We start from the raw sequence: 12,361 nt of genomic DNA on the forward strand, positions 1-12,361 counted from the left end.
TCTTGTTCTCCTCCCTGTCGCGTCGGCCTCAGCCGATCGCGACCGCCTTCATGGTCTCGTAGACCGACCCGTCATCGTCGTACCAGGTGAACTTGAACTCACCGGCTTCGGGAATTTTCGTCTCGAACTGGAAATACGGGTTGGTCGAGACCGCGGGCTCAATCGTCACATCCACCACCATCTCGCCGTTATATTCCGCCGTGAAGCGGTTGATGATCGAGCGGGGGATGACGTTGCCTTCCTTGTCCTTGCGCTGGCCGCTTTCCATCTTGTGGCTGATCAGCGTCTTGATCGTGACCACCTCTCCGGCCGCCGCAGATTTCGGAACCTTCACGCGGGGTTTGACACCAGATGCCATGTTCTCTCTCCTCTAAAGGCTCAGCCGCCGCAGCCGCCGATTGTGACTTTCACGGTCGATGACGCCTTGGCAAAGCTGCCATCGGACATCTTCGCCACCGCCACGACTTCCTGCGTCTCCGCCAGCCGGATCCGGGTCGACGCAGACTGGCTCGCCGCCAGCGGGCCGAAGTTGAACGTCGCCACGCCCGGCAGCGGGTTGCCTGCCGCCAGGATCAGGATCGCCGTAGCACCCGGTGCATCGACCTCGATCGGCACCGTGTTCCCGTTCTCCGCGATCTCGGGCGCCGTCAGCGTCACGCCGCCTTCGGCCACATCCGCGCCGCCGGTGAAGGCCGCAATCGCCTCATCCGTGGCCGAGGCCCAGGCCGGCATCGGCAGCCCGACAAGGGCAGCCGCCCCCAGGCCCAATGCAAGCGTCTCTCGTCTTGAGAATTCCATGTCTCGTCTCCTCTCCGAGCGTCAGCCGAACCGGCTCACTCCTCTTTCAGTGTCATCAGATAGGCCACCACATCCTCGACCTGCTGTGCGGTCAGGATCGGGGTGCCCGCGAAATCGTCCAGCGGGCGGGTATAGCCCGCATCCACGTAAAAGGCCGGCATGATCGTGCCCTCGAACATCATCTTCGAATTCGACACGATCCCCCTCAGCTCCGCCTCCGACCAGCGGTCCGCCGCGCCGTCCAGCATCGGCCCGACCTCTCCGTGAAAGGATTCCTCCGGCATGTCCGAATTCATGTGGCACGCCAGGCAATTGCCCAGCTTTCGGTTGGCAAAGGTCTCTCTGCCCGCCACCGGATCTCCGGCAACGCCCGTGAGCGAGGCCTCCACGATCCCGTCGTCATAGGACACATCCGCCGGGGCAACCACGTCTCCGGCCCAGGCCGCCTGCCCTAAAAACAGCGCGGCGATTGTCACAATTCGTCTCATATTCCCTCCCTTGGCGGCCACGTCTCCCGCGTGGTCTGGCTTTGTATACCGTAGGGCACACCGCCCCTTTTACGCAACAACAAATTCATGAATGTGAATTGATTGTTCTGTCTCAATCCGTGCTTCCGTTGTTACGCTCCTGAATGCGGCGGGCGTGATAGCGCTGAAAATCCTCATCTCCATCAAGGGCATAGCGCTCTTCCTTCACCCAGGTGAACATATCCAGCGTGGTGCCCGGCCCGAACGCCCCCGGCATCACCGCCACTGCGGCCTGCGGTGCCGTGGCACCCTCCTCCACCTCGTCCGGCAGGAACAGAATCGTGGGCGTGAAGAGGATGTTCCACTTCCGCGCCATCGCCTTTTCGCTGCGCGTATCGCCGTCGAAATCCGTGACTTCCGTGTCGCCATGCAGGTTCAACTGCACCACGAAGTAATTCTCTTCGATATACGCCGCGATCTCCGGCCTCGGAAACACCTCCTCGTGCATCTTGGTGCAATAGATGCAGCCGCGCTGTTCGAAGATCAGCGCCAGCCGTTTGCCCTCCGCCTTCGCCTCTTCCAGATCCTCACCCAGATCCTTGAACGTGTCGCGCATCCACGCCGCCTTGTGCAGCCCGTCATCGCCCAGCTCTCCCGCGCCCGCCGGCAGCGCCAGCGCCACGGCCATCGCGGCTATCCAATGTCTCATCTCAATCCTCCCTCAGCCAACGTTCAGAAATCCCGGGAACCAGCGGATCATCGCATCCGCGATCAGGTTCACGCCCCCCGTCGCGATCAGCACGGCAAAGACGATCAGCATCGCGCCCATCCCCTTCTCGACATACGCAAACGCCGCCCGGTTCCGTTGTACGAACCCCAGAAACGGCCTCGCAAACAGGGCCGCCACCACAAACGGCGCGGTCATCCCCACCCCGTAGGTAAAGAGCAGCAAACCGCCTTGCGTCACATCCCCCATCCCGCTCGCGATCATCAGAATCGAGGCCAGCGCCGGCCCCACACAGGGCGTCCAGCCAAAGCCAAAGGCCAGCCCCATCAGATACGCGCCCAGCAAGGTCGAGGCCTCGGCATTGCTCTCCATCCGCGCCTCGCGGTAGAGCAGCGGCACCTGAATGACGCCCAGGAAATGCAGCCCGAACACCACCAGAATGGCGGCGGCCACGTAAGATAAGGGCTCAAGATACTGGCCCAAGAGCTGCCCCAACGCCGTGGCCCCCATGCCCAGCAGCACGAACACCGTCGTCACCCCCAGCGCGAAACACGTCGCCGACACCAACAGCCGCCTTTGCGCCCCCACGGCAATGGCACCATCCCCGCGCAGCTCCGCCATGCTCAACCCGCCCATATAGGACAGGTAAAACGGCACCATAGGCAGCACGCAGGGGGTGAAAAAGCTCAGGAGGCCCGCAAGGGCCGCCCCGGCAAAGGTTATTTCGAACATACGCTCCTCCCGAGCGTCCCAAGCGCGCCCTCCTCCGACACGCTTGATCTATTCACATATTCAAATTACGTTGTGCGTAACGCAAGAGATAATTCCGAGGGGTCATGTCCTTTTTCAAGACGCTCGCCGGGGCAATCGCCCTCGCCCTCTCGGCTGCGCAGGTGCAGGCGGCCGAGCTTGTGATGGTGGACGAAGCCGGCTGCGTCTGGTGCGAGAAATGGACCGAAGAGATCGGCCCGATCTACCCCAAGACGGCGGAAGGCAAATTCGCCCCCCTCCGCCGGGTCAACGTCCGCGCGGTTGCGGCAGAGGTGCAGGTCAAACGCCGCGTCGGCTTCACCCCCACCTTTCTGCTGGTGGAGGACGGGGTCGAGCTCGACCGCCTCGAAGGCTATCCGGGAGAGGATTTCTTCTGGCCCCTGCTGACCAAGATGCTGACGACCCACACCGACTATGCCGGAGGAGAAAGCTGATGTGGAAACCCCTTGCCCTCGCCTTTACCGTGGCGGCCAGCCCGGCCCTTGCCGAAGATGACGCCTTCGTCACCTTCCGCGTTCTGAAACCCGAAGTGGCCCAGCAGATGGCCGAGGCCGCGCTCCTCTCCTGCAGGGACGCGGGCTACCAGGTGGGCATCACCGTGGTCGACCGCTTCGGCATACCGCAGGTCTTCGTCCGCGACCGCTTCGCCGGCGCCCATGTCTACGAGACGTCCCGCCGCAAGGCGTGGACCTCCGTCAGCTTCCGCACCGGCACCACCGATCTGGCCGAGTTGACCGCGCCCGGCACCCCCGCCTCCGCCATCCGTGACCTCAGCGAAGCCCTGCCCCTGGGTGGTGGCCTTCCGGTTCTCGATGGCGATGGCAGCATCGTGGCGGGCATCGGTGTGTCCGGCGCGCCGGGGCCTGAACTCGACGATGTCTGCGCCCAGGCTGGTATCGACGCCATTGAAGACCAAATAGCATTCTGACGCGCGCCCAAAGGATCAGAGCAGAGGCATCATGGGACTTCCCGTTTTCTCCCCCGACATGGATGGCGAAGATCTCGACAAGATGGTCGAGAACGCCACCACCGCGTCGAACTTTCTCAAGGCGATCAGTCACGAGGGGCGGCTGATGATCCTCTGCCATCTAGTGACCGGCGAGAAATCGGTGACCGAGCTGGAAGAGCTGCTGTCGGCCCGCCAGGCCGCCGTCTCCCAGCAGCTTTCCCGCTTGCGTCTCGAAGGGCTCGTCATCCCCCGGCGCGAGGGCAAGGCGATCTACTACCGCCTCGCCGATGACCGGCCCAAGAAGATCCTCGAAGTGGTCTATGAGCTTTTCTGCAACGACGACTGAGGCGCGAGGCGTTTCGTACGAAATCACGTACAAACCGCCCAATCCATGAAACAGGCGGACTACGCGTCAGGAATTTCGTACGAAAACCGATGCAAATCCCCCAATCCGTACGAAATCGGGTCACATCAGTACGCGATTTCGTCCGAAAGGCACAGATTTAACAGATTGATCGCCCGCCCGTCCTGCGCCAAGCTGGGCGGTGCGAGGGGCCGGACTTTGGGAGGAGCGGCCACATGCTGACCTGGATCGAAGACAGCCATTTGGTGGCCCTCGTCGGGCTGTTCGGAGGTGTGCTTCTGGGCCTTGCCGCCCGGCTGGGACGCTTCTGCACGCTCGGCGCGATCGAGGATTTTCTCTATGGCGGCAGCGACACGCGCCTGCGCATGTGGGCCTTGGCCATCGGTGTCGCAGTGATGGGCAGCTTCGGCCTGATCGGCGCGGGCCTTTTGACGGACAGCGAAACCTATTATTTGTCAATACGTTGGATGCCGCTCGCCTCCATCGTCGGCGGATTGATGTTCGGCTATGGCATGGCTATGGCCGGCAATTGCGGCTATGGCGCCATCGCCCGGCTGGGTGGCGGCGACCTGCGCGCCTTCGTCATCGTGCTGGTCATGGGTGTCTCCACCTACGTCGTGCTCGCCGGTCCTCTGGCCCCGCTCCGCGACCTCCTCTTTCATCAGGAAGCCGTGACCACCGACACACCTCCCGGCCTCGCCCACCACGCCGCCGCCCTCACCGGATTACCCCTCCACTGGATCGGCCTCGCCACAGGCACCCTCATCTGCCTCTTTGCTCTCTCCAGCAGCGCCCTGCGCGAAGACCGCTCGGCCATGTTCTGGTCGGTGATCGTGGGCCTTGCCATCGTCTCAGGCTGGGCCGGAACCAACTGGGTTTTTGACAATGGTTTCGAAGCCTTACCGGTCGTTTCTCACAGCTTCTCCGCCCCCGTGGGCGAGACCATCCTCTTCGCCATGACCGGCTCCGCCCGTGCCGTGTCCTTCGCCGTCGGCTCCATCGCCGGCGTCTGGCTCGGCGCCTTCGTCGGCTCGCTCCTCAAGGGTCATTTCCGCTGGGAAGCCTGCGAAGACCCCCGCGAACTCCGCCGCCAGATCATCGGCGCCGGCATCATGGGTGCGGGTGCGGTCATCGCCATCGGCTGCACCGTGGGACAGGGCCTCTCGGCTTTCAGCCTTCTTGCCTTCAGCGCGCCGGTCACCTTCCTGGCCGTGTTCGCAGGCGCCGCCCTGGGCCTGCGCCAGCTCATCGAAGGGTTCAGCCCTGCGGAGTGAAAAGTGGCGGAAATCCGCTGAAAACAGGGGCGTCTGTCACCGCACTGTTACAGCCGATTGCCAGAACGCGCCCAATAACAAATCCTTCTGATTTGTTAACGAGCCACCTTTTCCAACGGGAGCTACCCTGAAATGGATCGCAAAACGATCATCAACGACCCCGATTACGGCAACAAGGCCGAAGCATTCGAAGCCTTTGACGACATCCCGACAAACCCGAATTTGAGCAAGACCATCGGCGACGTGATCAACGCCCGCTATGGCCGCCGCGACATTCTGCGCGGCGCGCTTGCCGTGTCTGCCACCACCGCCCTTTTCGGCACCTCCGCGATGGTCGCGCCCAAGGCGGCCTCCGCCGCCTCCGCCAGCCGCTACATGTTCGACGAACTGCCCTGGGGCAACGATGAAAAGCACCATATTGCAGAGGGTTACAACGCAGATGTGCTCCTGCGCTGGGGCGATCCGATCACTGCCGACGCGCCTGATTTCGACGTGATGAACCAAACCGCCGGCGCGCAGCTCAAGCAGTTCGGCTATAACAACGACTATGTCGGCTTCACCGCGCTCAACGAAGACGGCACCCGTGGCCTGCTCTGCGTGAACCATGAATACACCAACGAAGAGGTGATGTTCCCCGGCCTCGGCCGGCAGGACCGCGACGGCTTCCAGGGTATGACCAAGGCGTTGGTGGATATCGAAATGGCGGCCCATGGCGGCACCGTGGTCGAGATCGCCCAAGGCGAGGACGGCAAGTGGGCGCTGGTCAAGGACAGCGCCTATAACCGCCGCATCAGCCCGCTTGAGACGGCGATGACCTTCTCCGGCCCTGCCGCAGGGCACGACCGGATGAAAACCAACGCCGACGCGGACGGCATGACGGTGATCGGCACGATCAACAATTGCGCCGGCGGCATGACGCCCTGGGGCACCTATCTGATGGCCGAAGAGAACTTCCACGGCTATTTCTGGACCGACAAGCTGGACGCAGACGGCAAGCCCGACGTGTCCGAACAGGCCGAGGCCACCCAGATGGAACGCTACGGCGTGCCGGGCATGTGGTATGCCTGGGGCCAATATCACGATCGCTTCAATATCGACAAAGAACCCAATGAACCCAACCGCTTCGGCTGGATTGTTGAAGTTGATCCGCGCAACCCGGACGCCACTCCGATCAAGCACACCGCCCTGGGCCGCTTCCGCCATGAAGGTGCGGAGACAACAGTCTCCAGCGATGGCCGTCTGGTGATTTATTCAGGCGACGACAACCGCTTTGACTATCAGTACAAGTGGGTGTCGGCGGATGCCGTGACGGACGAGAATTCTGTCTTCGGCTCCTCGCTCCTCTCCGAAGGTACGCTCTATGTCGCGCGCTTCAACGAGGATGGCACCATCGACTGGCTGGCCCTGACCCACGGCGAAGGCCCGCTGACGGCCGAGAACGGCTTCAACGATCAGGGCGACGTGATGATCGACACGCGTCTGGCCGCCGACCTTCTGGGCGCCACCCCCATGGACCGCCCCGAAGACGCAGAGCCGCGCGGCGATGGCACGGCCTATATCATGCTGACCAACAACACCCGTCGGACACCCGATCAGGTGGACGCGGCCAACCCGCGCCCGGAAAGCAGCTTTGGCCATATCATTGAAATCAAAGAGGAAGGTGGCAACCACGCTGCCACGACCGGCACCTGGTCGATCCTAGTGAAATGCGGCGATCCGACCATCACCGAAGTGGGCGCAGAGTGGCATCCCGAGACCTCGGAAAGCGGCTGGTTCGGCTCGCCTGACAACTGCGCCATCGACGCCGATGGCCGCCTCTGGATCTCCACCGACCAGGGCACCGGCTGGGGCAAGACCGGCAAATCCGATGGCCTATATGCGCTGGAAACCGAAGGCGACCTGCGCGGCCATTCCAAGCTCTTCTTCCGCTGCCCCGTCGGCGGAGAGCTTTGCGGCCCCTACTTCACCGAAGACAGCGAGACGCTCTTCCTCGCCGTCCAGCATCCCGGCACCGACGGCACCAAGGACTTCGCAGGGTTCGAGCGCGATTCGACCTTCGAAGACCCGGCCACCCGCTGGCCCGACTTCGACCCCAACATGCCACCGCGTCCATCGGTGGTGGTGGTCACCAAAGAAGGCGGCGGCAAGATCGCGGTCTGAGCACCCGAGACAGAAAATTGAAAAAGCGGGCCCCAGCGCCCGCTTTTTTGTCCCAAAAGCCAGCACCGCGCCACGCGCAAGAAACTGAGACCACCCCTAACGATCCCAATGCGACAGGCCTCACCCTCCCCCGTTAACCCTAACACGCATTAAGGTTAACGCCTCCTTTCGACGATATCCCGGCCCAACATGATGACGCGCGGTCCTGTCTTCTTCTCGATAAAAATACGGAAAATCCGACAGATGAGATCAGGCGGAGAGGCCCGCTATTTCTCGCCTCGCTCCGGCTCCAGCCCGTATCGCTCCGCCAGTGTCCAGACATGGTTCGGGATCATCGACTTCATGCGTGCCTGCTTGTGCCGCCGCAGATGCAGGATCGTCTCGGCAGCCTTCATCTCGACCCGTGCGCGCGCGAATTCCAGCCCCTTGGGGCCGACCTTGGGCATCAGCCACCCCACGATGGGCCGCAGCCAGCCCGGCATCCGGCGCAGCGGTAAGCCGCCTGCCGCGCGCTCGGTATTGGCAATGAAGCCCTTCACCGCATTTGCCCGATTGCCCCGGCTGCCCGGCGGGTCGAGCACCAGTTCATCACCCAATGCATCCACCAGCGCCTGACCTCTGGCATTGCGGATCAAAAGCCATTGATCCCCCTCGCCGCCCATATAGCCGACGGTGATGTCGGCAAGCACGTTGGTATAGTCCACGCAGGTGCGACAGGTCAGCGGAAAGAAATCGTCAGGCAGGTCCGAGATGGGCAATTGAAGAAACGGGATTTCCCTGCGCCGCCCGTCATCAAAGCGAAGCTCGACATGATAATCGGCGCGGAATTCCAGATAGCAAATCTCGTCAGGCCGGTCCGACAAACGCGCGAGAAAGTCGTGAAACCGCGCCGTCCCGGTATTGTCTGAACACGGCGTGCCGATCACCGTGATGTGCTCAAAGCCCAATTCGGCCTCAAGCGCGCGCAAGGCATAGACCTGGCACGGAATGCCGATCACCGCCAATCGCGTGATCCCCTGCCGACGCGCAGGTTCAAGCAAGGCCAGCAGCGGCGCATATCCCATGCGCATACCACGCACCTGCGCCATATCCGCGGGATCGCGCACCAGCACCGGAACCGGCTTCCATCGATCCTCGGGGTCCGGAGCCACGGTGAGAACCGCCTCGACGGCCCCCGTTTCCAGCATCCGCTGCGCAAGTCGGGTCGTAATCCCCGTCCATTGCGCGCCCGGTAGAGGCGCGCGCAGGCGAGCACGGTACATGGCCTGCATCGGACCGAAGAAGAGCTCGTCCCCGTCCCCATCGCGCACCCGGCCATGCACCTGCTTTTCCAGTTGCGGATAGTCGGGACGGATGAACTGACAGGCGCGCCCACACGCCTTGGGGTCTTCCATCCGGGACACACCGCAATCGGTGCAAAGGGTCCGGGGTTCAGCCGGAGACAGGTCCGGGGTCAGATCCAGCATCACGCGCCTCCCTATTGCAAGATCCGCCGGGTCGGTCCGCCCAAAGCATCCCACATGTCCTGCAACGCAGTGCGCGCGGTTTCAAAATCGCTTGCCACCGCGTCGGCATCACAGATCCTCTTAAGATCCGGTTCTTGCGACACGATGCTGCCCGAAACAAGTATCCGTATATGTGGCAAGCTCATCCGCACCGAAGCGATCAGCCTGATCAGTTCTGGCAAAACCGTTTTGCTGGACGCCGAAAGACCCATCAACGAGGCTTCGGTTCGCAGAACCTCCTCTATCAATTCGTCATGCGACATCCCGATCTTGAGATCGATCAGCCAGCCTTCCTTGCGAAAAAGGTCCGCAGCCATCGAGATCCCGAGCGTATGTTTTTCTCCCGGAACGGCGGCAAATATGGCGTGACGACCCCGCGGCAGTTCCACAGGCGCGAGATGGGCGCCAAGGCCCCGCATGATCATATAGATGCGCCCAGCCGCGATGGTCACCTGTGCCGAGGGCACCAGATCCTGTTCCCATAGATGGCCAAGCTCGCGGGCCGCGCCGGCCAGATGGGTCAGATAGACGGTCTCGACCGCGACGCCTCCGGCCAGCAGGCGCATCACCAGTCGCAGGGGTGCCCCATCATCCGCGCCGATCAGAGACGCTGCCAAGGGCGTCATTTCGTTGCTCATCTGTGCAGCGACCGGTCGTTCGGCCAAACGCGCGATCACCTCCCGCGCCAAAAGCGCCACGGATCCCGTCGGCAGGACAGAAGGCATCCGGTCTAGAACGGTTTCGGCCTGCTCCATGGCGTCCCAATCCATGTCGCGTGGGGCGATCCTTTCCTCGCGATGGTCTGACGACGTGCCACGTTTGGGCATCTGAGAACCTTTCCGGGGAAAAATGGGCCGACGCGGAAAAGTCAAACGCGTCTGGTACGCCGTAGCATACCGGCTCGCGTAGAGTTGTCCAAACAAAACCGTTATCTGAAAGTTACTTTTAAACAAACCTTCACATGCGGGGACGCGGACCATAGGCATTGTCCCGCATTTCAGTGGGCCGGGCGAGCCACCAAAGCACCAAAAGCGGGGAGATCAAGAAGACCAGCATCGAGAACAGAGCGATGACCGCCCCAACCCCGGCGATCAGCTCGCCGATGTCGCCAAGCATCATGGGCTCGAAGCCGGTGAGCAGCCCCAGGAACGTGGTCAGGCCGATCATCACGATCAGCGGATAAAGAAGATGAAGACCGCTGCGCCCGCTGTCATGCATCCGGCGCCACCCGGCCGACAGAAGGGGCAGAAGGGTGAGCAGGGAAAAGATCTGGCTCAGATATCCCGACCCGCTGGCTGCGCCAAAGGTGACGTCAATCTGATCGGTGATGACGTTGCCCAGGATGACGAAGAGAAGGAAATACCAGTATTCCGGTCGCGTCGCGCGGCCCGAAAAGACGACGTATTTACGCAAGCAGGTCGCGACAGCCTCGAAAAATCCCACGGGTCAGGCCACGGCCGCACGCAGCCCGAGGATCGCACGCGCCTCGTGCGGCTGTGCAACGGGTCGATCATACGTCGCGCAGATCTCGACGGTCCGCCGGACAAGCGCGGCATTCGACGGTGCAAGGGTCGCCTTGTCCAGACGGACATTGTCTTCAAGCCCCGTTCTCGCATGCCCGCCCGCCGCGATGGCCCATTCGTTGAGGGGGATCTGGTTTGCCCCTATGCCCGCCGCACACCACGGCGCGCCGGGAAAGAGCCGCTGCACCGTCGCCACGTAGAAATCGAAAACCTGCTTGTCCGCCGGCATGGCGTTTTTGACACCCATCACGAATTGGACGTAAGGCACCTCCTTTATCCGGCCTGCCGAAAACATCTGTGACGCACGAAAAATATGACTAAGATCAAACGCTTCGATCTCGGGCTTGATGTCATAGGTCAGCATCTCACCCGCCAGCCAATCAACAAGATCCGGGGGGTTCTCATAGACACGCGTGGGAAAGTTGTTCGATCCCACCGACAGGCTTGCCATATCGGGGCAAAGCGGAAGCATCCCGCCACGCGCCCTGCCGGCACCGGACCGACCGCCTGTTGAAAACTGGATAATCATGCCCGGGCAGTGCCGCTCCACCCCCTCTTTCAGGGCGGCGAACTTTTCCGGGTCGGAACTGGGTGTTTCATCGTCGTTGCGCACATGCGCATGACAGATCGACGCGCCGGCCTCGAATGCTTCATGCGTGCTTTCGATCTGCTCGGAGACGGAGATCGGCACAGCCGGATTGTCTGACTTTGTGGGAACCGAGCCTGTGATGGCAACGCAGATGATACAAGGGGTCGTCATGGCCGGACCGTTCCAGAGTTTTCCGCATCAGACGGCAAGTTGTGCAAAGGATCAAGCATTCGATGCGGCTGTCGTGCCCCTTGGCTGCTTGCGCATGAAACGGATCGCCCAAGGGTGCGTCGGGTCTTTATCGCTCGCTCCTGCAACAACGCTGGGAGAGCGATATGCAATTGGACGGCAAAACCATCATCGTGACGGGCGCAAGCAGCGGCATCGGCGCAGCGGCGGCACGGATTTTCGCGGGCGAAGGTGCTCAGGTCATCCTCGGCGCACGCCGGGAGGATCGGTTGAAAGACATCACAGAAAAGATCCGCAAGCGCGGCGGCAAGGCGGTTTTCCTCGCCGGTGATGTCGCGGACGGCGCATATGCCGCCGACCTGGTCGCACTGGCCCAGAGCGCTTTCGGCGGTCTGGATGGTGCCTTTAACAACGCAGGCACAACCGGCGTCCAAGGCGCGATCTCGCAGATGACCGAAAAGAATTGGACCAATGTCATCAACGTCAATCTGACCAGCGGATTTCACGCCGCGAAACATCAGATCCCGGCCCTGCAAAAGCGCGGCGGCGGCGCAATCGTTTTCACATCGTCTTTCGTTGGACACACGATCGGACTGCCGGGCATGGCCGCCTATGCGGCAGCAAAAGCGGGCCTGATTGGCATGACGCAAGTCCTCGCGGCAGAGCACGGTCCGGACAATATTCGCGTCAACGCACTTCTTCCCGGCGGGACGAAAACCGCGATGGCCGGGGACGATCCCGAATTTCACACCTTCGTCGAACGCCTTCACGCGCTGAAACGTATGGCGACGGCGGACGAGATTGCGAACGCCGCGATGTTCCTGCTGTCGGACCAGTCCTCCTTTGTCACCGGCAGCGCGCTGATCGCGGATGGCGGAAACTCCATCAGCAAGCTTTAGCAGCCGGACAGACGCTATCCGTCTTCCTTATCGACCACTGGAGAGCCGAGAACTGAGCGGCCCGTCTGCACAAGCGATGACATTGATAACCCAAGCACGCGACAGCTTGCTGAATGGCGGTGAACGCCATCGCTTTTCGCTATCGG

Annotated in this window: 15 protein-coding genes; 6 read left to right on the forward strand and 9 right to left on the reverse strand. The window is 62.1% G+C overall.

Annotation, left to right across the window (positions count from 1 at the left end; all coding sequences use genetic code 11):
- Positions 1-28: 28 nt before the first annotated feature.
- The 5 genes from soxZ to CFI11_RS15355 form a co-directional block, all read right to left on the reverse strand.
- Positions 29-358 (reverse strand): thiosulfate oxidation carrier complex protein SoxZ, encoded by a 330-nt coding sequence (gene soxZ, locus CFI11_RS15335; protein ID WP_130407461.1) that lies wholly within the window; start codon positions 356-358, stop codon positions 29-31.
- A 20-nt stretch (positions 359-378) separates the two neighbouring features.
- The gene (gene soxY, locus CFI11_RS15340) at positions 379-798 is read right to left on the reverse strand and encodes a thiosulfate oxidation carrier protein SoxY (protein ID WP_130407463.1); all 420 of its coding nucleotides are present in this window, start codon (positions 796-798) and stop codon (positions 379-381) included.
- Between the two features lie 35 nt (positions 799-833).
- A complete protein-coding gene (gene soxX / locus CFI11_RS15345; RefSeq protein WP_130407465.1) occupies positions 834-1,286 on the reverse strand; it encodes a sulfur oxidation c-type cytochrome SoxX in 453 nt (150 codons plus the stop codon).
- Between the two features lie 112 nt (positions 1,287-1,398).
- A complete protein-coding gene (locus CFI11_RS15350) occupies positions 1,399-1,974 on the reverse strand; it encodes a thioredoxin family protein (protein ID WP_130407467.1) in 576 nt (191 codons plus the stop codon).
- Positions 1,975-1,986: 12 nt separating this feature from the next.
- The gene (locus CFI11_RS15355; RefSeq protein WP_130407469.1) at positions 1,987-2,724 is read right to left on the reverse strand and encodes a cytochrome c biogenesis CcdA family protein; all 738 of its coding nucleotides are present in this window, start codon (positions 2,722-2,724) and stop codon (positions 1,987-1,989) included.
- A 104-nt stretch (positions 2,725-2,828) separates the two neighbouring features.
- Between CFI11_RS15355 and CFI11_RS15360 the strand changes: the two genes are divergently transcribed.
- The 5 genes from CFI11_RS15360 to CFI11_RS15380 all read left to right on the forward strand — a co-directional run bounded on the left by CFI11_RS15360 (position 2,829) and on the right by CFI11_RS15380 (position 7,510).
- A complete protein-coding gene (locus CFI11_RS15360; protein ID WP_130407471.1) occupies positions 2,829-3,197 on the forward strand; it encodes a hypothetical protein in 369 nt (122 codons plus the stop codon).
- A complete protein-coding gene (locus CFI11_RS15365) occupies positions 3,197-3,691 on the forward strand; it encodes a heme-binding protein (RefSeq protein ID WP_130407473.1) in 495 nt (164 codons plus the stop codon). Before CFI11_RS15360 ends, CFI11_RS15365 begins: the two co-directional genes overlap by 1 nt.
- Before the next feature lie 31 nt (positions 3,692-3,722).
- Entirely contained in the window at positions 3,723-4,058 is a 336-nt protein-coding gene (locus tag CFI11_RS15370; protein WP_130407475.1) for a helix-turn-helix transcriptional regulator, read from the forward strand.
- A 233-nt stretch (positions 4,059-4,291) separates the two neighbouring features.
- Complete coding sequence (locus tag CFI11_RS15375) at positions 4,292-5,350, forward strand: YeeE/YedE family protein (protein WP_130407477.1); 1,059 nt, start codon at positions 4,292-4,294, stop codon at positions 5,348-5,350.
- A 132-nt stretch (positions 5,351-5,482) separates the two neighbouring features.
- Positions 5,483-7,510: a PhoX family phosphatase gene (locus tag CFI11_RS15380; RefSeq protein WP_130407479.1), complete on the forward strand. Its 2,028-nt coding sequence runs from the start codon at positions 5,483-5,485 to the stop codon at positions 7,508-7,510.
- A 266-nt stretch (positions 7,511-7,776) separates the two neighbouring features.
- On the opposite strand, the gene CFI11_RS15385 is transcribed toward CFI11_RS15380, so the two are convergent.
- The 4 genes from CFI11_RS15385 to CFI11_RS15400 form a co-directional block, all read right to left on the reverse strand.
- Positions 7,777-8,976, reverse strand: coding sequence for a Coenzyme F420 hydrogenase/dehydrogenase, beta subunit C-terminal domain (locus tag CFI11_RS15385; protein WP_130407481.1), 1,200 nt, complete (start codon positions 8,974-8,976; stop codon positions 7,777-7,779).
- An 11-nt stretch (positions 8,977-8,987) separates the two neighbouring features.
- Entirely contained in the window at positions 8,988-9,842 is an 855-nt protein-coding gene (locus tag CFI11_RS15390) for a B12-binding domain-containing protein (protein WP_165390279.1), read from the reverse strand.
- Positions 9,843-9,972: 130 nt separating this feature from the next.
- Positions 9,973-10,428 (reverse strand): DUF805 domain-containing protein, encoded by a 456-nt coding sequence (locus tag CFI11_RS15395; RefSeq protein WP_254448930.1) that lies wholly within the window; start codon positions 10,426-10,428, stop codon positions 9,973-9,975.
- Between the two features lie 33 nt (positions 10,429-10,461).
- Positions 10,462-11,298: a 3-keto-5-aminohexanoate cleavage protein gene (locus CFI11_RS15400; RefSeq protein ID WP_130407487.1), complete on the reverse strand. Its 837-nt coding sequence runs from the start codon at positions 11,296-11,298 to the stop codon at positions 10,462-10,464.
- 164 nt (positions 11,299-11,462) lie between these two features.
- Here CFI11_RS15400 and CFI11_RS15405 point away from each other — a divergent pair, with 164 nt between their 5' ends.
- The gene (locus CFI11_RS15405) at positions 11,463-12,215 is read left to right on the forward strand and encodes an SDR family oxidoreductase (RefSeq protein ID WP_130407489.1); all 753 of its coding nucleotides are present in this window, start codon (positions 11,463-11,465) and stop codon (positions 12,213-12,215) included.
- The last annotated feature ends 146 nt before the right edge of the window (positions 12,216-12,361 follow it).

Origin of the sequence: Thalassococcus sp. S3, from assembly GCF_004216475.1 — a bacterium.
Taxonomy (GTDB): domain Bacteria; phylum Pseudomonadota; class Alphaproteobacteria; order Rhodobacterales; family Rhodobacteraceae.